The following is a 20830-nucleotide window of genomic DNA, read 5'->3' on the forward strand; positions in this document are numbered from 1 at the left end:
CTTGATCTGGGTCAAGTCCCGGATCCAGGATTGCCTCCAGACTTTCGCCTCGTAACGGTGGAGGACAGGATGCCCGACGGACGACATGACGACAGTGCAGGTTTCGGGCCGGCGCCGGGGGCACCGGGCGCCGCGCAGGATCCGGGCCTTTCTTCCACCGCCGATCCGGTGGTGCCCGCGCCGGGCGAGGCTTCGGCATCCGGTCAGGCCGGGGCTGCCGCGCCCGGGCAGGGGAAGGATCGTTCCGCCGCCGCCCCGACCGGTGACCCCGCCGCTGATCCGGCCCGTGATCCCGCCTCTGTCCCGATGTGTGACCCCGCCGCCGCCGCGACAGACGTTCCTGCCGTCGATCCGGCCGAGATCCTCGACCGTCAGGCGCGCGCGATGATCGCGCAGGCGACGATGGGTCTGTCCCCCTGGTCCTTCGGCCAGGCCGTGGCGGACTGGATGGTGCACACCGCCCGCGCCCCCGGCCGCCAGTCCGATCTGGCCCTTCACGCCATGACCAACGGCGTCCGGCTGATGACCCATGCTGCCGCCAGCCTGCGCGGCGCCGAGGCGCCTGCGCCCTTCCACCCCGCCCATACCGATCACCGCTTCACCCACGAAGGCTGGTCGCGCGCGCCCTTCAGCCTGTGGCAGCAGGGCTTCCTGGCGGCGCAGGACTGGTGCAACTACGCCACCCGGGAATTCCGCGGCCTGCGTCCCCAGGATGGCGAGCGGATGCAGTTCCTGTTCCGCCAGATGCTGGACCTGGTGTCGCCGTCGAATTTCCCGGCGCTGAACCCCGAGATCCAGGAGGCAACGCGCCGGACGGCGGGCCTCAATCTGGTGCAGGGCTGGGCGCATTGGCTGGATGACCTGGCGCATCTGCTGACCGATGATCACCGCCCGCCGCCGAAAGGGTTCGAGGTCGGGGTGGACCTGGCCGTCACCCCCGGCAAGGTGGTCTTCCGCAACGATCTGTTCGAGCTGATCCAGTACAGCCCGCAGACCCCGCAGGTGCATGCCGATCCGGTGCTGATCGTGCCGGCCTGGATCATGAAATACTATGTCCTGGACCTGTCGCCGCACAATTCGATGATCCGCTATCTGGTCGAGGCGGGCTTTACCGTCTTCGCGGTCTCGTGGTGCAACCCGGGGCGCGATCAGGCGGAGCTGTCGCTGGAGGATTACCGCCAGCGCGGCGTCATGGCGGCGCTGGATGCGATCAGCTCCATCGTTCCGGGGCGCAAGATCCACGTCAACGGCTATTGCCTGGGCGGCACGATGATGGCGCTGGCGGCGGCGACCATGGCGCGCGACGGCGACGACCGGCTGGCCAGCCTGACGCTGATGGCCGCCCAGGTCGATTTCACCGAAGCCGGAGAACTGCTGCTGTTCGTCGATGAAAGCCAGGTGGCGCTGCTGGAAGACATGATGTGGGCGCAGGGCTATCTGGACCGGCCACAGATGGCGCGCACCTTCGCGGTGATGCGGACCGAGGACCTGATCTATTCCCGCGCCGTGCGCCGCTACTTCCTGGGCCAGGACGACCTGGCCGATGACCTGGGCGTCTGGGCGGCCGACACCACCCGGATGCCGGCGCGGATGCATGGCGAATACCTGCGCGGCCTGTTCCTAGAGAACCGCCTGACCGCGGGCCGCTTTGCCGTTGGCGGTGAGGTCATCGCCCTCAAGGACATCACCGCCCCCGCCTTTGTCGTCGCCACCGAGACCGACCACATCGCGCCCTGGAAATCGGTCTGCAAGACCAGCCTGTTCACGACGAACGACATGGTGATGGTGCTGACCAACGGCGGCCACAACACCGGCATCCTGAGCGAGCCCGGGCATCCCCACCGCCACTATCGGATCAGCCACCGGGCGCCCGGCGACGGCTATCTGGCGCCCGAGGACTGGATCGCGCAAACCCCGGTGCAGGCGGGCTCGTGGTGGGAGCCCTGGCTGGACTGGCTGAAGGCGCAGGCGCCCGACATGGCCGCACCCCCCGGCATGGGGGCGGCCGCCTATCCGGTGCTCTGCGAGGCACCGGGGACCTACGTCCACCAGAGCTAGGGACCCGCTGATCCCGTCGCCCTGACGCGGGCGGCGGGGCATCCGGGGGCTGTGCGCCCTGCAGCGTGGGGGCGGGGCATCCGGGTGGGGTGCAGTGCGAACCGGGCGGGGCATGATCTGTGCTCTGGCCCGTGCCACACGGGCCCGCACCGCCGTTCGGTGCGGCTGCCGCGCAGGGCCGCCGCCACCCCGGAACGGCCCAGGCGCCGGATCTTGACAGTTGCCCTGAGACTGCTGCTCAGTGCTCAGTGCTCAGTGCTCAGTGCTCAGTGCTCAGTGCTCAGTGCTCAGTGCTCAGTGCTCAGTGCTCAGGGCTCAGGGCTCAGGGCTCAGGGCTCAGGGCTCAGGGCTCAGTGCTCAGGGCTCAGCCATCGTGTCGGTATCGACAAGCCAATCCCCAGATCCTCCGTGATCTCCCGCCGCGTCCGGCGGCTGCTCAGTGCCAGCCGCACCGCCTCACGACGAAACTCCGGCATCGGTCTGTTCCCATTGCCCATAGAACACCTCCTGGCTCCTCAGTTGGGGCTCTCCGCATTTTCCGGGCAAGTCCATGGAACCCCTTCTGCTTTCTCAGTCGGGCTTGCTGCTTTTGCCGGGCAAGTCCAGCGTGAGGCTGTGGCACCCCTCGGGCGCCGGATCCGCATGATCCCCGCGCGCGCTTCAAGGACCGCCCCGGACGATCAGGGCATCGGTGCGGGATCGTCCGGTCCCGAAGTCCCGTCGCCGGACAGCGGATAGGGCAGGCTGTGGCCGGTCAGCTGCGCGCCGTTCCAGCGGAACAGCACCAGATGCCAGCGCAGGGGCGCACTGCGGGCGGTGTAGATCATGCCGTCGGCGCCATGGCGGCGCGCCAGATCCGACAGCTGCCAGCTGCTGGCCGGGCGTCCGGCGGCGCGCTCGGGCAGCCAGGGCACGGCGCCCAGGGCCGGATCAGCGCCCAGGGCCGCGCATTGCACTGCATTGCGCAGGTCCAGCACCCGCAGCGGCGGCAGCGATATTTCGTAGATGCGTCTTGGCGCATCCTCCGGGCGCACATAGGCCGCGATCGCATGGCAGGCCCAGCCCGGCCTGGGCGACATGTAAAGCGTCGCTTCGCCATCATGATGAAAGCGCCCCTCGGGGCTGCGCGCGGGCGCGAGCACCTGATCGCCATGGGCCTCGGGCTGGATACGCCAGAACCGTCCTTCGATCTGCGACAGCATGTTCACCTTCCGGGGGGCGGGCATGAAAAAGCCCCGCCGAAGCGGGGCCTGAACGCGGTCCGGCCGGGGATCAGACCCCCGAGGGCGTGTCGACGGGGGCGGCTGCCGCAGTCGAGGGAACCGAGGTCGTGGTGCCCTTCGGCGCCGCCGACAGCGGGTCTTCCTGACGCTGGACCGAGCCCTCGAAATGGGCGCCGCTTTCGATCGCGATGGTCTTGTGGATGATGTCGCCTTCGACCTTGGCGGTCGAGGTCAGCCGCACCTTCAGGCCACGCACGCGGCCGACGATGCGGCCGTTGATCACCACGTCATCGGCGGTCAGCTCGCCGCGGATCGTGGCGCTTTCGCCAACGGTCAGCAGATGGGCGCGGATGTCGCCCTCGACCGTGCCCTCGATCTGGATGTCGCCGGTGGTCTTGATGTTGCCGGTGATGTGCAGGTCCGACGACAGAACCGAGGCGGGCGGCTTGGCCTTGGGCGCAACCGGCTTGTAATCCGCAGGCGCTGCGGCCTTGGGGGCTGCGTCGGGCTTGGGGGCTGCCGGGGTGTTGCTTTCCGCGGCCTTCTGGCCGGAATCGTTGATCTTGCTCTTAGAAAACATCTTGTGCCGCCTTAATGTAGGTCATCGGATCCACGGGTTTTCCGTCCACGCGCACCTCGTAATGAACGTGCGGGCCGGTCACTCGTCCACTCACGCCAATATCACCGATACGGTCCCCGCGCGAGACTCTTTGTCCGACCTTCACCCGAATGCGAGACATGTGACCGTAACGGGTCTCGATGCCGAAATCGTGCTGGATCTTGACCAGCCGGCCATAGCCGGTGGACCAGCCCGCATAGGTCACCACGCCGTCGCCGGTGGAATAGATCGGCGTGCCGATGGGGGCGGCCATGTCGACACCGTAATGGTGCCGCAGGGTGCCGTTCTTCGGATCATGGCGCACCCCGAAGGGGGAACTGTAGCGAAAGGTGTTCTCCAGCGGGATCGCGAAGGGCGCCTTGGTGGCGGCGATGCGGTACAGGTTCAGCCTGTCCAGATCCGACAGGATGGCATTGGCGCGGGCGATCTCGGGGGCGTTCATGAAATTGCCCGAGGTGGTGAAGGCGATGGGTTCCAGCGGGCCGCCCGCGCCTGAATAGCCGCGCTTGACCTCCTTCAGCAGGCTGTCGGGGTTCAGACCGGCGGCGCGGAACATCTTTTTCAGCGGATCCATCGAGACGGTCATCGCATCCTCCAGCTGGTGGAAGATCGCATCATCCTGGTCCTGCATCAGCGCGATGCGGTTCTGCATCTCGTCGGCCTGGCGGATGGCGCGGGCGGCCTCCGCGTCCTTGTCGTCGCGCTCGGTCGCGGTCTGCGTCAGGGCGCTGCTCAGGTAGCCCAGGGTGTCGCGGGCGTAATCGGGCAGGGCGGGCGGACCCGACGCCGCCGCCCCCGCCTGCGCCGAGGCCAGCTCGGCGCGCGCCGCATCGCGTTCCTTCAGCGTCCGCCGCAGGGTCTTCTGGATGACGTCGATGCCGGTTTCCAGCTCGCGACGCCGCGCCTCGGATTGCAGCAGTTCGGTCTGCATGTCCGACACCCGGTCCAGCGCGGTGTTAAAGCGTTTCTGCGCCGCCAGCGCCTCGACCTCGCGGGAATCGCGTTCCTCGGCCATGGCATCCAGGCTCTGGCGATAGGTGGTCTGGTCGCGCATCGCCTGGCTGCGGTAATTGCCCGCGCCGATGGAATCCATCATCAGGATGGCGGTGGCGATGATCGTCCAGGCAAAGACCGCAGCCCCCCCCGCCAGTCCCAGGAACTGCACGCCGGGCTTCAGCCGGATAAAGCGGGTCTCGGTGTCAGAGCGCAGGAACAATCGGCGTTCGGGGAAATGCCGCTCAAGCAGCAGGTGCAGGCCAAAGCCGGTGCGTCGTTTCACGTTGTCGTTCCCTTGGTCCCGTCGTCTATCGGGCCGCCTGCTGTCCCCACACCGGACGGCCCCGGACCTGTTAGCGGCAGGGATGCAAGCGGGCAACAGTTTCGCGCCCGACCGGCGGCAGGCTGCCCGTGGCACGGGAATTTGGGCGAGATCCTGCCGCTACGGGCGATTCCCGCCCCAGTGTCGGGCCGCGCTCAGCGCAGCGCGGCGGGCACCTGGTCGGCAATCTCCTCGGCCAGCGGCCAGTAGAAATCCGGCGGCAGCCCGGCATCGGCGCGCTTTTCCTCGTTGAAGGGCGGCTTCAGGCGGCCATGGAAATAGTGCCGCACCAGCGCGTGGAACACGGGCTTGGGATCCTTGCCCTCGCGCCCGCACAGGAAATGGAACCATTTCGAGCCATAGGCCACATGGCCCACCTCCTCGGCATAGATCGTCTCCAGCGCCGCCACCGCCTGGCTCACCTCGGCCTTGCGGAACACCTCGATCATGCCCGGCGTCACGTCCAGCCCGCGCGCCTCCAGCACCATCGGCACCACCGCCAGCCGGCCAAAGAAGTCGTCCACCGTGTCCTCGGCCGCACGCCACATCCCGGCATGGGCGGGCAGGGCGCCGTAATGGCTGCCAAGGCTCTCCAGGCAGTCGCACATCAGGTTGAAATGCTTGCTTTCCTCGTCCGCGGCCTTGACCCAGTCGTCGTAGAATCCCATCGGCATCGGCACATCGGTGAACCGCGCGATGATGTCCCAATGCAGATCGACCGCGTTCAGCTCGATATGCGCCACCGCATGCAGCAGCGCGATGCGGCCATGCGGGCTGCCGGGGCGGCGCTTGGGCATCTCGCGCGGATCCTTCAGCTCGGGCCGCTCGGGACGCGCGGGCCGCAGCGGCGGGCGCGCCGATCCGATCGGGATCTCCTCTCCCGCCGCCCGTGCCGCGAACCAGCGCGCCGCATGGGCATGGCTCAGCGCCGTCTTCTCGCGGCCATCGGCGCAGTTCAGCACCTCGACCGCCATCTCGCTCAGGCTCTGCCCCATCTGTCCCTCGTCATTTTCTTGTTCCAAATACCTCGGGGGAGGCGGCGCAGCCGCCGGGGGCAGAGCCCCCCGAACCACCTCCGCCCCCCGCACGCCGCCTACAGGCTGCGCACCGCCGCCAGCACCTCTTCGGCATGGCCCGCGACCTTCACCTTGGGCCAGGCCCGCGCCACCACCCCGTCGGGGCCGATCAGGAAGGTCGACCGCTCGATCCCCAGGAAGGTCTTGCCGTACATCTTCTTTTCCTTCCACACGCCGTAGCGCTCGCAGACATCGCCCTCGGCATCCGACAGCAGCTCGGCTGCCAGGGCGTGCTTCTCGATGAATTTACCGTGCTTGGCCAGCGTGTCCTTCGACACCCCCAAAAGCTGCGCTCCGGCGGCCTCGAACTCCGCGGCCAGCGCCGAGAAATCCTTGTTTTCCGTGGTGCAGCCGGGGGTGTCGTCCTTGGGGTAGAAATACAGCACCACCTTGGCCGGGCGCAGTGCCGACAGGGTGACGTCGCGGCCCGAGGCCGCGGGCAGGCTGAAGTCCGGGGCGAGCTCGCCTTCGATGGGCATGATCTTGCGTCTCCGTCAGGGATATCCGGCTTCCATCTTACGAAGCCTCGGGCAAGAATGCATCATCTCCTCCGACACCTGCCGCGACGCCAGGACGGGCGGGACGGCAGGCAGGCACGAACGGGGCAAGATGGACAGGCAAGACAGCAGCGAGGCGGCACCGCCGCCGCGCGCCCCCGGGCGCGTCCGGATCTGCCTTCTGGGGGGCGCCAGGCTGTGCCTTTTCCTGGGCACGGTCGCGGTGCTGGGCGGCGCGGGCGCCCTGGTCACGCGCGACCGCACCTTCGAGGTCCCCGCCTGGCTGCGCCAGCAGATCGAGGCCCGCATCGACGCCCAGCTGCCCGACCTGTCGATCGGCTTTGACCGGCTGACCGTGACCTTCGGCCATTCCTGGCATCCGCTGATCCAGATGGGCGACGTGCATCTGGCGGCCGATGGCGGCGTGATGCAGCTGTCGGTCGACCGGCTCTCGGCCGATTTCTCGCGCCGGCCGCTGCTGGGGCTGAAACTGGTGCCGAAGACGGTGCAGGTGGCGGGGGTGCGCATCCGGCTGCGGCGCCTGGCCGACGGCAGCTTTGATCTGCTGTCGCAATCCCCCGGCGCCACCCCCAGCCCGCAGCAGGCCGGCCGCGAGGCCGATGCCGCCATGGCCGAATTCAAGCGCCTGCTGCAATCGCCCGGTCTGAACCACCTGACCGAGGTCGAAACCACCGACATGACCGTCACCTATGACGACCTGCGCGCGGCGCGCCACTGGACGGTCGACGGCGGCCAGCTGGGCATGACGCGCCATGGCCGCAAGCTGACCTTCAGCGGCAATTTCAGCCTGTTGGGGGGGCATGACTATGCCACCACCGTGCAGACCAGCTACACCACCACCCTGACCAGCCCCGCCGCGCAGTTCCAGCTGAACATCGAGGACGCCCCCTCGCGCGATCTGGCCACCCAAAGCCCGGCGCTGGCCTGGCTGGGGCTGGTCGATGCGCCGCTCTCGGGGGCGCTGCGGCTGGCCATTGATGCCCGGGGCGGGGTCGGGCCGCTGCATGCGACGCTCAGCAGCGGCAAGGGGGTGCTGCGCCCTTCGGAGGCCGCGAAACCCATCCCCTTTGACAGCGCCAGCGCCTATTTCGCCTATGATCCCGCCACCGCGCAGATCAGTTTTTCGCAGCTTTCCGTCGACAGCCCGGCGCTGAAGGCCACGGCCGAGGGCGCGGCGCGGCTGTCGGACCTGACGCGGGGGCCGCTGTCGATGGTGGGCCAGTTGCGCCTGACCAGCCTCGAGGCCAACCCGGGCGATGTCTTTGCCCAGAAGCTGCGCCTTGACGGTGCGGAACTGGACATGAAGCTGCAGCTGGATCCCTTCCGCCTGACGCTGGGCAGCCTGACGCTGCACAACCAGGGGCTGGACCTGCATCTGCAGGGCGGGCTGCGCACCGACCAGAAGGGCTGGGCGCTGACCCTTGCGGGCGGCGCCAGCGACATGAGCGCCCAGACCCTGCTGACCTACTGGCCCGAGGTCCTGGCCACCAAGACCCGCGACTGGGTGGCCCAGAACATCGACAGCGCCCGCCTGCGCGACCTGCAATTCGCCCTGCGCGCCCATGAAGGGGCCGCGCCCGACATCTACCTGTCCTGGGGCTTTGACGATCTGACCGCGACGCTGGTGCCGGCGCTGCCGCCCGCGACGCAGGCCAGCGGCGCCGCGACGCTGATGGACGACCGCTTTACCATCCGCGCCGACAGCGGCCGGATGCAGATGCCGGGGGGCGGGGTGCTGGACGTGTCGGGCACGCAGTTCCAGGTGCCCGACATCCACCAGAAACCCGCGACCGCGCAGCTGGATCTGAAGGTGGCGGGGGCGGTGCCGGATCTGCTGGCGGCGCTTGATGTCGATCCCTGGCGGTTCCTCAGCAAGGCCGGGCGCAGCCCCGATCTGGCGCAGGGCCAGGTGACGGGTGAGGCACAGCTGTCCTGGCCGATGAAGAAACCCATCGCGCCCGAGGAAATCTCGGCCCGCTACAGCGCCCGCCTGCGCGATGTGGCCAGCGACGCGCTGGTGCCGGGCCGCAAGCTGGCCGCGCCCGCGCTGGATCTGGACGGCGACGACCACGGCCTGCGGGTCAGCGGTGCGGGGGCGGTCGATGGCGTGCCCTTCGACGGCACCTTCACGCTGCCCTTCGGCCAGGACAGCGGCCCCTCGACGCTGCAGGCGCAGTTGCGGCTGACGCCGGGCGGGGTGCAGGCCTTCGGGATCGCGCTGCCTGCGGATGCGCTCTCGGGGCAGACGACGGCCGATTTCGCGCTCAGCCTGCCGAAGACCGGCGGCGGCGGGCAGTTCACCCTGCGCTCGGATCTGAAGGGGTTGGGGCTGCGGCTGGACAGCCTGGGCTGGGTGCTGCCTGCGGGCACCACCGGATCGCTGCTGCTGGAGGGCACGCTGGGGCCGCCCGCGCAGATCGGCAAGCTGGTGCTGAAGGGCCCGGGCCTTGAGGCCGAGGGGACGGTGACGCTGAATGCCGACGGTACGCTGAAGGTGGCGCATTTCGCGCGCCTGGTGGCGGGCGACTGGATGGATGCCACGGTCGAGCTGCGCGGCCGCGGCCGCAATGTCCCGCCCGAGGTCGTGGTGACGCGCGGCTGGATCGACGTGTCGAAACTGCCGCAGACCAAGAGCGATGACCAGGGCGGCCCCGTGCGCGTCACCTTGGGAGAGCTGCGCATCACCCCCACGCTGAAGCTGACTGCCTTCCATGGCCGCTTCAACGGCAAGGGCGGGCTGAACGGCACCTTCCGCGGCCAGCTGAACGGCGGCCCCGAGGTCACGGGCCAGCTGGCCGCGGTGGCGAAGGGCAGCCAGATCCTGCTGCAGGCGCTGGATGCGGGGGCGGTTCTGAAGGCGGCGGGGCTGTTCCAGAACGCCCGTGGCGGCACGCTGGGGCTGCTGCTGAACCCGCTGGGGCCGAAGGGCAGCTACGACGGCCATGCACAGCTGCGCGACATCTCGGTGATGAACGCCCCGGCGATGGCGGACCTGCTGAGCGCGGTCTCGGTCGTCGGCCTGTTCGAGCAGATGGCCGGGCAGGGCCTGCATTTCGACGAGGCCGACGCCTATTTCCGCCTGACCCCCGATGCGCTGGTGCTGCGGCGTTCCAGCGCCACCGGGGCCTCGATCGGGATCTCGCTGGACGGGACCTACCGGATGGCCGACAAGGTGCTGGACATGCAGGGGGTGCTGTCGCCCTTCTACCTGCTCAATGGCATCGGCAGTTTCATGACCCGCAAGGGCGAGGGGGTGATGGGCGTCAGCTTTACCCTGACCGGGCCCGCCACCCAGCCCAAGGTCAAGGTGAACCCGCTGTCGATCCTGCTGCCGGGCTTCCTGCGGGAGCTGTTCCGCAAGCCCGCGCCCACCCTGCCGGTGCCCGCCGCCCCCGATGCCGAGGCGTCGGAGACCGAGGCGCCCGGGGCCGTGAGCCGGTGATGCTTGCGCATCCGGCCCTGCGGGTGTAGCGGCGGGGCCTGATCTGACCAGGAGCCCGTCATGCAGCTCTCCGATTTCGATTTCGACCTGCCCGAAGGGCTGATCGCCACCCGTCCCGCCCGCCCGCGGTCTTCCGCGCGGCTGCTGGTGGCGGGGCCCGATGCGATCACGGATGCCATCGTGCGCGACCTGGGCGATTTCCTGCGCCCCGGCGACCGGCTGGTGCTGAACGACACCAAGGTGATCCCGGCGCGGCTGTCGGGGGTGCGGGCGCGCAGTTCGGCGCAGGGCGACACCGAGGCCCATATCGAGGTCACCCTGCTGGAGCCGCGCGCCGAGGGCACCTGGGCTGCGCTGCTGAAGCCGCTGAAGAAGGTGAAGGAGGGCGAGGTCATCCGCTTTTCCGACCGGCTCTGGGCGAGGCTTGAGGCCAAGGAGGACGGGCAGGGTCTGCTGCGCTTCGAGGCGGTGGGCGATTTCGACGATGCGCTGGCCGAGGCGGGCAACATGCCGCTGCCGCCCTACATCGCCGCGTTGCGCGCCCCCGACGAGCAGGACAAGCAGGACTACCAGACCGTCTGGGCCGAGAAATCCGGCGCCGTCGCCGCGCCCACCGCATCGCTGCATTTCGACGCCGAGCTGCTGGCGCGGCTTGAGGCGCGCGGCATCGCCTTCACCAAGGTGACGCTGCATGTGGGCGCGGGCACCTTCCTGCCGGTCAAGGTCGAGGACGTGACGACCCACAGGATGCACGCCGAATGGGGCAATGTCAGCGCCGAGGCCGCGGCCGAGATCGCCGCCACCAAGGCCGCCGGCGGCCGGGTGATCCCGGTCGGCACCACCGCGCTGCGGGTGCTGGAAAGCGCGGCCCGCGCCACTGGCGCCATCGCCCCCTGGCAGGGCGAGACCGACATCTTCATCTACCCCGGCTTCGACTTTCACGTCGCCGACGGGCTGATGACCAATTTCCACCTGCCGAAGTCGACGCTGATGATGCTGGTCTCGGCGCTGATGGGCGCCGATCGCATCCGGCAGATCTATGCCCATGCCCTTGAGGAAAAATACCGGTTTTTCTCTTACGGAGATGCCTCGCTGTTGATCCCCTGAGCGGGACATGACAGGCAGGACGCAACCGGGGGCCGCGCGCCCTTGCCCCTTGACGGACGACAAACGGGAGAGACGCGGATGATGCAGGTTCTCGGAACCTCTTGGGCCCTTTTGCTGGGCCTGATGCTGCTCATGCTGGGCAATGGCCTGCAGGGCACCCTTCTGGGGGTGCGCGGCGAGATCGAGGGCTTTTCGACCTTCCAGATGTCGGTGGTGATGTCGGCCTATTTCGCGGGCTTCCTGGGCGGGTCGCGCCTGGCGCCCGAGATGATCCGCCGGGTGGGCCATGTGCGGGTCTTTGCCGCGCTCGCCAGCTTCATCTCGGCGGTGCTGATCCTCTATCCCTCCTATGCCGAGCCCTGGGCCTGGACGGTCGAGCGGATGCTGATCGGTTTCTGCTTCTCGGGGGTCTACGTGACCGCGGAAAGCTGGCTGAACAATTCCGCCACCAACGAGACCCGCGGCCAGGCGCTGTCGCTTTACATGTTCGTGCAGGTGATCGGCATCATGGCGGCGCAGGGCGTGCTGCTGCTGGGGGATCCGGCGGGCTATGTGCTGTTCATCGTGCCCTCGGTGCTGGTGTCGATCTCTTTCGCGCCGATCCTGCTGTCGGTGGCGCCGACCCCGGCCTTTGCCACCACCAAGCCGATGTCGCTGGTGGCGCTGTTCCGCGCCTCGCCTTTGTCGATCGTCGGCGTCTTCCTGATTGGCGGGGCCTATTCGGCGCAGTTCGGCATGGCGGCGGTGTTCGGGTCGAAGGCAGGGCTGACGCTGCCGCAGATCTCGTTGTTCATCTCGATGTTCTATGTCGGTGCGGTGGTGACGCTGTATCCGCTGGGCTGGCTGTCGGACCGCATGGACCGGCGGATGCTGATCGCGCTGGAGGCCGCGGTGGGCGGCGCGGGCGCGCTGCTGGGGCTGGTCTTTGGCGACAGCTACGTGGCGCTGCTGGTCTCGGCGCTGATCGTCGGCGGCATGACCAACCCGCTTTATTCGCTGCTGCTGGCCTATCTGAACGACTATCTGGCGACCGAGCAGATGGCGGCGGGCAGTTCCGGCATGCTGTTCGTCAACGGGCTGGGTTCCATCGGCGGGCCGCTGCTGACCGGCTGGGTGATGACCACCACCGGATCGGGGGGCTTCTTCACCTTCATCGCAGCCCTGCTGTTCATCATGTCCGCCTATGCGGTCTACCGGATGACCCGTCGCCCGACCGCCATCGCGGTTCAGGATACCGGTCCCTTTGCCCCCGTGCTGATGTCGGCCACCCCCGTGGCCGTCGAAGCGGCGCAGGAATGGGCACAGGAAGCCGCCGAGGATGCGACAAAAGATGGCGAACCGGACACAACGCGCACGTAACACCTAAGGTGTGCGAAAGCATCATTTCCACAACCCACATCCTCTGTCAGGCTGAAACAAGGTGCACTGGCAGATAGAGAGGAGACCGCCATGATTGCCCCCGAGGAGTTGCTGACGTTCTGGCTGGACGAAGTTGGCCCGGCCGGCTGGTACAGCACGAGCGATGCGCTCGACCAGGAGATCCGCGACCGGTTCGCGGCGGCCTGGGAACACGCTTGCGAAGGCGGCTACGGCCTGTGGCTGACCTATCCCAGCGGGGCTCTGGCCTATATCATCCTGATGGACCAGTTGCCGCGGAACATGTTCCGTGGCCAGGGCCGCGCCTTCGACAGCGACCGCATGGCGCTGGCGGCGGCCAAGCTGGCGATCACCCAAGGATGGGACATGCGCATCGACGAGCCTGCGCGGCAGTTCTTCTACATGCCGATGATGCATTCCGAGAACCTGTGCGACCAGGAACGCTGCGTGCGCCTGATGGTCGAGCGGATGCCCGAGACCGGCCGGTCGAACCTGCTGCATGCCCAGGCGCATCGCGAGGTGATCCGCAAGTTCGGCCGCTTCCCCTACCGCAATGCCGCGCTCTCGCGGCGCCCGACGGGCCCCGAGGAAAGCTATATGCAGGCGGGCGGCTATGGCGAGACGGTGCGGGCACTGACCCCGGCGGAGTGAAGGCGGCAACCCGGGGAGAGAGGGGGCGCTGCCCCCGCAGGCCTGTGGCCTGCTCCCCCGAGGTATTTGGAACAAGAAAATGGGACGGGCCGGCGAGGAGGAGCGCCGGCCCGTTTTCATGTCCGATTGCGGGTTTTACAATGGCGCGGGGGCGGGGCATGGTGCCGGCGGGAGGACGTGACTGCGGGGAAGGCGCCGGGCGCGACATCGCGCGGCAGGCAGGCTTGCTTTGTTGAAGCCTTTCGAAAAGTAGTTTAACGTCAAACTATCTTGCAATTCAGCTTCCGGCGGAGGGGCACATGTCTGCCAAATCTTTCGACTTCATCGTCATCGGGGCCGGTCCCGGCGGTTACGTTGCCGCGATTCGCGCGGCGCAGCTGGGCCTGAAGGCCGCCGTCGTCGAACGCGAGCACCTGGGGGGCATCTGCCTGAACTGGGGCTGCATTCCGACCAAGGCGCTGCTGCGTTCGTCCGAGATCTTCCATTTCATGGAACGCGCCAAGGATTACGGTCTGAGCGCCGAGAAGATCGGTTTCGACCTGGGCGCGGTGGTCAAACGCTCGCGCGGGGTGGCCAAGCAGATGGAAGGCGGCGTGAAGCACCTTCTGAAGAAGAACAAGGTCGAGGTCATCATGGGGACCGCTTCGCTGCCGGCGAAGGGCAAGGTGTCGGTGAAGACCGAAGCTGGCACCGAGGAGCTGACCGCCAAGACCATCGTCGTGGCGACCGGGGCACGGGCGCGCGAGCTGCCGGGCCTTGAGGCCGACGGTGATCTGGTCTGGACCTACAAACATGCGCTGAACCCGGTGCGGATGCCGAAGAAGCTGCTGGTCATCGGGTCGGGCGCGATCGGCATCGAATTTGCCAACTTCTACAACACGCTGGGCGCCGATACGACCGTGGTCGAGGTGATGGACCGCGTGCTGCCGGTGGAAGATGCGGAAATCTCGGCCTTTGCGAAGAAGCAGTTCGAGAAGCAGGGCATGAAGATCATGGAGAAATCCGGGGTCAAGAAACTGGACCGCGGCAAGGGCAAGGTGGTCGCCCATATCGAGACCGGCGGCAAGATCATCACCGAGGAATTCGACACGGTGATTTCGGCCGTGGGCATCGTCGGCAACGTCGAGGGGCTGGGCCTGGAAGGGCTGGGCGTGAAGATCGACCGCACCCATGTGGTGACGGACGAGTTCTGCCGCACCGGGGTCGAGGGCCTTTATGCCATCGGCGATATCGCGGGCGCGCCCTGGCTGGCGCATAAGGCCAGCCATGAGGGCGTCATGGTGGCCGAACTGGCCGCAGGCAAGCATGCGCATCCGATCAAGCCGGGCTCGATCGCGGGCTGCACCTATTGCCATCCGCAGGTGGCCTCGGTCGGGATGACCGAAGCCAAGGCCAAGGAAGCGGGCTACAAGGTCAAGGTCGGTAAGTTCCCCTTCATCGGCAACGGCAAGGCCGTGGCGCTTGGCGAACCCGAGGGTCTGATCAAGACCGTCTTCGATGCCGAAACGGGCGAGCTGCTGGGCGCGCACATGGTCGGCGCGGAAGTGACCGAGCTGATCCAGGGCTATGTTGTCGGCCGCCAGCTGGAGACCACCGAAGAGGATCTGATGCAGACCGTCTTCCCGCACCCGACCCTGTCGGAGATGCTGCACGAGTCGGTTCTGAACGCCTACGGCCGCGCGATCCACATCTGATCGGGCGCCTTCGGACAGGGATCTGAACGATCCATCCGGGTAGATGACTTTTCACATAAACTTGTGAGGGGCGGCCTTGTGGGTCGCCCTTTTCTTGTGGTCTCAAAGGAAAGTCACGCAATGCCGATGTGACCGGTCCGTTGAGGACACCGCGCTCTCTCGTGGTGTGGGCCGGTCTTTCCGGCAAGCCTGGGAGGAACTGCAATCGTGTCTGAACGATCGAATACCCATTTTGGAATCGTGCTGGTGGTCTGGCTGGCGGGGCTTGCCTCGGCCGCACAGTTCGGTGAAGTCGCCGTGATCATGGAGAAGCTCGGCGCCGTTTACCCCAATGCAAACCTTGGGCTGATGGAATCCATCGTCGGCCTGGCGGGCGTCTTCTTCGGCGCCACGGCGGGGTTGCTGGCCAACCGGCTGGGCTATCGCCGGGTGATCTGCACGGGGCTGGCGGTGGGGGCCGTCTTCTCGCTGATCGAATCGAGCCTGCCGGCCTATCTGCCGATGATGCTGCTGCGGATCCTGGAAGGGTTCTGCCAGATGGCCATCGTCGTCGTCGCCCCGGTGCTGATGAGCATCCATTCCGCCAAGCGCCACCACGGTTTCGTGCTGTCGCTCTGGGCCAGCTTCATGGGCGTGGGCTTTGCCGTCTCGGGCTGGGCGATGCCCTGGCTGACCGGCATGGCGGGGCCTGCGGGCATGTTCATCGGCCATGCGCTGGTGATGGCGGTGCTGGCGGTGGTGCTGTGGATCATGTTGCCGAAGGATCAGCGGGTGGCGTCCTCGACGGGGCGCAACACCTCGTTCCTGCAGCAGCATATCGACCTTTACCGCTCGGCGCGCATTGCCGCGCCGCCGCTGGGCTTTCTGTTCTACACCATCCAGTACGTGGCTCTGTTCAGCGTCCTGCCGCTGATGGTCGAGGAACCGGCCCGCGCCTGGGTGGCGACGGTGCTGCCGATGACCTCGATCGTGCTGTCGCTGGTGCTGGCGGTGTTGCTGCTGAAGGTGATGCCGGCGATCCGGCTGGTGCAGCTGTCGTTTGCCGTGACCCTGGTGGGCGCGGTGGTGCTGTGGATGGTCTGGGGCCAGACCGGCCCCGAGAAGATCCTGATGCTGATCGTCGCCACCGCCTTGGGCGTGGTGCAAAGCGCCAGCTTTGCCGCCATTCCGCAGTTGAACCCCGATGCGGGGGACCAGGGGCTGGCCTCGGGGGCGATGTCGCAGTTGGGGAACCTCGGCACCACCATCGGCACGCCGATCCTGGTGGCGGCCACCCAGGGCTTTGGCGTCGCGGGCCTTGTGGTCTTTGCGCTGCCGTTCAGCCTGCTGGGGGTGCTGGTGCACAGCTGGATGGCCGCCCGCCGCCGCGCCGACGATCGCGCCCCGGTTCTCGAAGGCTACCGGGCCTGATCTGAAAGCGGGCGCCCCTGTGGCGCCCGTTCCATTTGCGGGACCAGCCCTGCGTCCGGCGCTGCCGCTGCGAAAAGTTCCGTGAATGTTCTTACTTTCCCCTTGGACCTGCCGTCACGCCCCTCTATCTTAACGAAGTGTTTTGCCGGCCATCGGGGGGCCTCCATGCCTGAGCTGAAGAAGATCGAGATCCGCGGTGCGCGGGAGCATAACCTCAAGGGCATCGACGTCGATATCCCCCGCGACCAGTTCGTGGTGATCACCGGGCTGTCAGGGTCGGGCAAGTCGAGCCTGGCTTTCGACACGATCTATGCCGAAGGCCAGCGGCGCTATGTCGAAAGCCTGTCGGCCTATGCGCGGCAGTTCCTGGACATGATGGAAAAGCCCGATGTCGATCACATCAGCGGCCTGTCGCCGGCGATTTCCATCGAGCAGAAGACCACCAGCAAGAACCCCCGCTCGACCGTCGGCACGGTGACCGAGATCTACGACTACCTGCGGCTGCTGTTTGCCCGCGCCGGCACCCCCTACAGCCCCGCGACCGGCCTGCCGATCGAGGCGCAGCAGGTGCAGGACATGGTGGACCGCGTGATGGCCCTGCAAGAGGGCACGCGCGGCTATCTGCTGGCCCCCATCGTGCGCGACCGCAAGGGCGAATACCGCAAGGAATTCCAGGAGCTGCAGAAGCAGGGCTTCCAGCGCGTCAAGGTCGACGGCACCTTCCATGAGATCGCCGAGGTCCCCGCCCTCGACAAGAAGTTCCGCCACAACATCGACGTGGTGGTCGACCGGATCGTGGTGCGCGAGGGGATGGAGACGCGGCTGGCCGACAGCTTCCGCACCGCGCTCGACCTGGCCGAGGGCATCGCCATCCTGGAGACCGCCCCGAAGGAGGGCGAGGCGGAGCGTCTGACCTTCTCCGAGAAGTTCTCTTGCCCGGTGAGCGGCTTTTCGATCCCCGAAATCGAGCCGCGGCTGTTCTCCTTCAACGCGCCCGATGGGGCCTGCCCGCATTGCGACGGGCTGGGGGTCGAGCTGTTCTTTGACGAACGCCTGGTGGTGCCCGATGCCCAGCTGAAGATCGGCGACGGCGCGCTGGCCCCCTGGCGCAAGGGCAAGAGCCCCTATTTCCAGCAGACCATCGAATCCCTCGGGCGGCATTACGGCTTTGATCCCGATACCCGCTGGAAGGACCTGCCGAAGAAGATCCAGAAGGTGTTCCTGTACGGGTCGGGCGACGAGGAAATCCCCTTCCGCTACGACGAGGGCGGCCGCGTCTACAACGTCACCCGCACCTTCGAGGGCGTCATCCCCAATATGGAACGCCGCTACCGCGAGACCGACAGTAACTGGGTCCGCGAGGAATTCGAGAACTACCAGAACAACCGTCCCTGCGGCCAGTGCAACGGCTACCGGCTGAAGCCCGAACCGCTGGCGGTGAAGATCGCCCAGCTGCACATCGGTCAGGTCACCGCCATGTCGATCCGCGAAAGCTATGCCTGGATCGACACAGTGATGGAGGCGCTCTCGACCCAGAAGGCGACCATCGCCCGCACCATCGTCAAGGAAATCCGAGAGCGTCTTGGTTTCCTGAATAACGTGGGTCTTGAATACCTTACGCTCGCACGTTCAAGTGGTACATTAAGTGGCGGCGAGAGCCAGAGGATCCGTCTGGCCAGCCAGATCGGCTCGGGGCTGACGGGGGTCCTCTATGTGCTGGACGAACCCTCCATCGGACTGCACCAGCGCGACAACGGGCGGCTGCTGTCGACGCTGAAGAACCTGCGCGATCAGGGCAACTCGGTCCTGGTGGTCGAACATGACGAGGAAGCCATCCGCGAGGCCGATTACGTCTTCGACATCGGCCCCGGCGCCGGGGTGCATGGCGGCAACGTGGTGGCCAAGGGCACGCCGGCGGAAATCGCCGCCGATCCCGCCAGCCTGACGGGGCAGTACCTGTCGGGCAAGCGCGCCATCGAGGTCCCCGACACCCGCCGCGCCGGCAGCGGCAAGGCGATCCGCATCGAGAAGGCCAGCGGCAACAACCTGCATGACGTGACCGTCGATTTCCCGCTGGGCAAGTTCGTCTGCGTGACCGGCGTGTCGGGCGGTGGCAAGTCGACCCTGACCATCGAGACGCTGTTCAAGACCGCCTCGATGCGGCTGAACGGCGCCCGCCAGACGCCCGCCCCCTGCGAGACGATCAAGGGCCTCGAACATCTGGACAAGGTGATCGACATCGACCAGCGCCCGATCGGGCGAACGCCGCGGTCGAACCCGGCGACCTACACGGGTGCCTTCACCCCGATCCGCGACTGGTTCGCGGGGCTGCCGGAATCCAAGGCGCGCGGCTACAAGCCCGGGCGCTTCAGCTTCAACATCAAGGGCGGCCGCTGCGAGGCCTGCCAGGGCGATGGCGTCATCAAGATCGAGATGCACTTCCTGTCGGACGTCTACGTGGAATGCGAGACCTGCAAGGGCCAGCGCTACAACCGCGAGACGCTGGAGGTGAAGTTCAAGGGCAAGTCCATTGCCGATGTCCTCGACATGACGGTGGAAGAGGCACAGGAGTTCTTCCAGGCCGTGCCCTCGATCCGGGAAAAGATGGATGCGCTGATGCAGGTGGGGCTGGGCTACATCAAGGTGGGCCAGCAGGCGACGACGCTGTCGGGCGGCGAGGCGCAGCGGGTCAAGCTGTCGAAGGAGCTGTCGCGGCGCGCCACCGGCCGCACGCTCTATATCCTGGACGAACCGACCACCGGCCTGCATTTCGAGGACGTCCGCAAGCTGCTGGAAGTGCTGCATGAACTGGTCGAGCAGGGCAATTCCGTGGTGGTGATCGAACACAATCTGGACGTGATCAAGACCGCCGACTGGATCATCGACATCGGCCCCGAGGGCGGCGATGGCGGGGGCCGGGTGGTGGCCGAGGGCACGCCCGAGGCGGTCTCGGAGGTCGAGGCCAGCCATACCGGGCGCTACCTTGTCGATATGCTCAGGCCGCGCGCCGCGGCCGAGTGATCAGCGGATCATCATGGTCTTGCCATTCCGGGTCACCTTTCCGATGACCTCTCGGGTGGCAAGATCGGCCTTCACCACCTGGCCGTCGACATCGAAATAGACCCAGCCGTCCTCGGGGTGCGGCAGGCCGCGGCGCTCGGTGTTCAGCAGCACCATGTATTTCATCGGCAGCACGTCGCCCGGGGCCACGCCCTGAACGATCTTCGGCCCCGTCAGGGCCGCGTCGCCCCCCGAGACGGGCAGGATCTGCGCCTGCTGGGCCAGGGCGGGAAGGGCGAAAAGGTTAAGGCCGGCCGCAAGGACCAGGCCCGCTGACAGATGAGTCATCGGGGTCTCCGTGAAATGGATCTTGGGAAAAAGGCGCCCGGGGGGGCGGGATCAGTTCAGCACGTCGCGGACGGCATCCATCAGGCGAAGGATCTTCATCGTGTCGCCATCGACCAGCGCGATGCGGTCGCCGACGCGGTAATAGGTGCGGTGGCGGTCCAGCCCGTAGATGGTCGGATCGCGGACGATCACCACGCCGTCGCGGCGCGGATCCAGCCGGTCACCCACCGCATAGGGCGCCATCTTCTTGGCAAGGCCCGGCGGCACGCAGGCGGGCGATTTCTTGGCCAGCCCCGGCGGGCAGCCGTTCGATGACACCTGCAGCAGATCGGCCTCGTAGATATCGTCGGGGGCGAAAGCGGCAGCGGGCTGGGGCAGGACGGCGCCAAGCCCCAGAAGGGCGCTCAGCGACAGGACAAGGGGGATTTGACGCGACATGGCATCCTCCGGAAGGTCTGGCCGTGGCAGGCTGTTTTCTGCCTAGTAAACGCGAAACCGCCCCGGAAGGTTCCGGGGCGGTTCACGAATTCGTCAGATCCTGGGTGCGGGATCAGTTGTTGGCGATCGCCGTCAGTGCGGCGAACAGGCCGATGGCTGCGATGATCTCGCCCGAGCTGTCGCGCACCTTCACCACGCGGTCGCCGTCACGACGGTAGCTGTAGCCCTTGGGCAGCGGCGGCAGCTTCTTGTAGCGGCCGCCCTCGATGCGGGGCAGGTCGCGGCCATTGTCATGGTGGCCCGAGGTCTTTTTCGCGGCCGGCGCCGGTGCGCGGTTGGTGTGGCGTTCGCCCTGGTCCTTGTGGTCGTCCGAGCGTTTGGGCCCCGAACAATGGCTGTCACGGCCACAATCGGCCCCCCCCTGTGCCGAAGCGATGCCGGGAACGGCAACCATGCCCAGGCACAGAGAAGCGATCAGGGCGGCGCTGAGCGGGCGGCGAAGACGGTTGGATTGCATCGGTGCATCCTCCTGTTAATCGGTGTTCGAGGAT

16 protein-coding genes and 1 pseudogene are annotated in these 20830 nt (G+C 67.2%); 8 read left to right on the forward strand and 9 right to left on the reverse strand.

Translation table 11 applies throughout. The features are described 5' to 3' along the window. Nucleotides 1–69: 69 nt before the first annotated feature. Nucleotides 70–2058, forward strand: coding sequence for a PHA/PHB synthase family protein (locus AC2ITM_RS07675; protein ID WP_486469225.1), 1989 nt, complete (start codon nucleotides 70–72; stop codon nucleotides 2056–2058). Nucleotides 2059–2423: 365 nt separating this feature from the next. On the opposite strand, the pseudogene AC2ITM_RS07680 reads toward AC2ITM_RS07675, so the two are convergent. The 6 genes and pseudogenes from AC2ITM_RS07680 to AC2ITM_RS07705 form a co-directional block, all read right to left on the reverse strand. Continuing rightward, nucleotides 2424–2555: pseudogene (locus AC2ITM_RS07680) on the reverse strand (transposase); the annotation flags it as partial. 183 nt (nucleotides 2556–2738) lie between these two features. Next, nucleotides 2739–3284 carry an RES family NAD+ phosphorylase gene (locus tag AC2ITM_RS07685; RefSeq protein ID WP_486469226.1) on the reverse strand — a complete coding sequence of 182 codons (546 nt, stop codon included), beginning with the start codon at nucleotides 3282–3284 and terminating at the stop codon, nucleotides 2739–2741. 46 nt (nucleotides 3285–3330) lie between these two features. Continuing rightward, nucleotides 3331–3861, reverse strand: a complete 531-nt coding sequence (locus tag AC2ITM_RS07690) for a bactofilin family protein (protein WP_486469227.1) — start codon at nucleotides 3859–3861, stop codon at nucleotides 3331–3333. Then, nucleotides 3851–5179: a DUF5930 domain-containing protein gene (locus tag AC2ITM_RS07695; protein ID WP_486469228.1), complete on the reverse strand. Its 1329-nt coding sequence runs from the start codon at nucleotides 5177–5179 to the stop codon at nucleotides 3851–3853. Before AC2ITM_RS07695 ends, AC2ITM_RS07690 begins: the two co-directional genes overlap by 11 nt. A 194-nt stretch (nucleotides 5180–5373) precedes the next feature. Then, entirely contained in the window at nucleotides 5374–6213 is an 840-nt protein-coding gene (locus tag AC2ITM_RS07700; RefSeq protein ID WP_486469229.1) for a ferritin-like domain-containing protein, read from the reverse strand. A gap of 98 nt (nucleotides 6214–6311) precedes the next feature. Next, nucleotides 6312–6773, reverse strand: a complete 462-nt coding sequence (locus AC2ITM_RS07705; RefSeq protein ID WP_486469230.1) for a peroxiredoxin — start codon at nucleotides 6771–6773, stop codon at nucleotides 6312–6314. A gap of 130 nt (nucleotides 6774–6903) precedes the next feature. On the opposite strand from AC2ITM_RS07705, the gene AC2ITM_RS07710 reads away from it, so the two are divergent. From AC2ITM_RS07710 to uvrA, 7 genes are all read left to right on the forward strand, one after another. Next, a complete protein-coding gene (locus tag AC2ITM_RS07710) occupies nucleotides 6904–10254 on the forward strand; it encodes a YhdP family protein (protein WP_486469231.1) in 3351 nt (1116 codons plus the stop codon). Between the two features lie 60 nt (nucleotides 10255–10314). Beyond that, complete coding sequence (gene queA, locus AC2ITM_RS07715; protein ID WP_486469232.1) at nucleotides 10315–11361, forward strand: tRNA preQ1(34) S-adenosylmethionine ribosyltransferase-isomerase QueA; 1047 nt, start codon at nucleotides 10315–10317, stop codon at nucleotides 11359–11361. Nucleotides 11362–11439: 78 nt separating this feature from the next. Continuing rightward, nucleotides 11440–12720: an MFS transporter gene (locus tag AC2ITM_RS07720; protein ID WP_486469233.1), complete on the forward strand. Its 1281-nt coding sequence runs from the start codon at nucleotides 11440–11442 to the stop codon at nucleotides 12718–12720. 90 nt (nucleotides 12721–12810) lie between these two features. Next, a complete protein-coding gene (locus AC2ITM_RS07725) occupies nucleotides 12811–13389 on the forward strand; it encodes a DUF924 family protein (RefSeq protein WP_486469234.1) in 579 nt (192 codons plus the stop codon). A gap of 299 nt (nucleotides 13390–13688) precedes the next feature. Next, complete coding sequence (gene lpdA, locus AC2ITM_RS07730; protein WP_486469235.1) at nucleotides 13689–15083, forward strand: dihydrolipoyl dehydrogenase; 1395 nt, start codon at nucleotides 13689–13691, stop codon at nucleotides 15081–15083. A gap of 207 nt (nucleotides 15084–15290) precedes the next feature. Next, the gene (locus AC2ITM_RS07735; protein ID WP_486469236.1) at nucleotides 15291–16493 is read left to right on the forward strand and encodes an MFS transporter; all 1203 of its coding nucleotides are present in this window, start codon (nucleotides 15291–15293) and stop codon (nucleotides 16491–16493) included. 165 nt (nucleotides 16494–16658) lie between these two features. Continuing rightward, complete coding sequence (gene uvrA, locus AC2ITM_RS07740; RefSeq protein ID WP_486469237.1) at nucleotides 16659–19514, forward strand: excinuclease ABC subunit UvrA; 2856 nt, start codon at nucleotides 16659–16661, stop codon at nucleotides 19512–19514. On the opposite strand, the gene AC2ITM_RS07745 is transcribed toward uvrA, so the two are convergent. The 3 genes from AC2ITM_RS07745 to AC2ITM_RS07755 form a co-directional block, all read right to left on the reverse strand. Next, nucleotides 19515–19841: a hypothetical protein gene (locus tag AC2ITM_RS07745; RefSeq protein WP_486469238.1), complete on the reverse strand. Its 327-nt coding sequence runs from the start codon at nucleotides 19839–19841 to the stop codon at nucleotides 19515–19517. 51 nt (nucleotides 19842–19892) lie between these two features. Beyond that, on the reverse strand, nucleotides 19893–20279 hold the full coding sequence (locus AC2ITM_RS07750; protein WP_486469239.1) for a hypothetical protein: 387 nt from the start codon (nucleotides 20277–20279) through the stop codon (nucleotides 19893–19895). Nucleotides 20280–20391: 112 nt separating this feature from the next. Beyond that, the gene (locus tag AC2ITM_RS07755; RefSeq protein ID WP_486469240.1) at nucleotides 20392–20796 is read right to left on the reverse strand and encodes a hypothetical protein; all 405 of its coding nucleotides are present in this window, start codon (nucleotides 20794–20796) and stop codon (nucleotides 20392–20394) included. Nucleotides 20797–20830 lie beyond the last annotated feature (34 nt).

Source organism: Pseudooceanicola sp. NS-SX9 (assembly GCF_057380705.1).

Coding starts and splice junctions, on each gene's coding strand:
- AC2ITM_RS07675 (WP_486469225.1), top strand. CDS start 70: ATGCCCGACGGACGACATGACGACAGTGCAGGTTTCGGGCCGGCGCCG.
- AC2ITM_RS07685 (WP_486469226.1), bottom strand. CDS start 3,284: ATGCCCGCCCCCCGGAAGGTGAACATGCTGTCGCAGATCGAAGGACGG.
- AC2ITM_RS07690 (WP_486469227.1), bottom strand. CDS start 3,861: ATGTTTTCTAAGAGCAAGATCAACGATTCCGGCCAGAAGGCCGCGGAA.
- AC2ITM_RS07700 (WP_486469229.1), bottom strand. CDS start 6,213: ATGGGGCAGAGCCTGAGCGAGATGGCGGTCGAGGTGCTGAACTGCGCC.
- AC2ITM_RS07705 (WP_486469230.1), bottom strand. CDS start 6,773: ATGCCCATCGAAGGCGAGCTCGCCCCGGACTTCAGCCTGCCCGCGGCC.
- AC2ITM_RS07710 (WP_486469231.1), top strand. CDS start 6,904: ATGGACAGGCAAGACAGCAGCGAGGCGGCACCGCCGCCGCGCGCCCCC.
- queA (WP_486469232.1), top strand. CDS start 10,315: ATGCAGCTCTCCGATTTCGATTTCGACCTGCCCGAAGGGCTGATCGCC.
- AC2ITM_RS07720 (WP_486469233.1), top strand. CDS start 11,440: ATGATGCAGGTTCTCGGAACCTCTTGGGCCCTTTTGCTGGGCCTGATG.
- AC2ITM_RS07725 (WP_486469234.1), top strand. CDS start 12,811: ATGATTGCCCCCGAGGAGTTGCTGACGTTCTGGCTGGACGAAGTTGGC.
- lpdA (WP_486469235.1), top strand. CDS start 13,689: ATGTCTGCCAAATCTTTCGACTTCATCGTCATCGGGGCCGGTCCCGGC.
- uvrA (WP_486469237.1), top strand. CDS start 16,659: ATGCCTGAGCTGAAGAAGATCGAGATCCGCGGTGCGCGGGAGCATAAC.
- AC2ITM_RS07745 (WP_486469238.1), bottom strand. CDS start 19,841: ATGACTCATCTGTCAGCGGGCCTGGTCCTTGCGGCCGGCCTTAACCTT.
- AC2ITM_RS07750 (WP_486469239.1), bottom strand. CDS start 20,279: ATGTCGCGTCAAATCCCCCTTGTCCTGTCGCTGAGCGCCCTTCTGGGG.
- AC2ITM_RS07755 (WP_486469240.1), bottom strand. CDS start 20,796: ATGCAATCCAACCGTCTTCGCCGCCCGCTCAGCGCCGCCCTGATCGCT.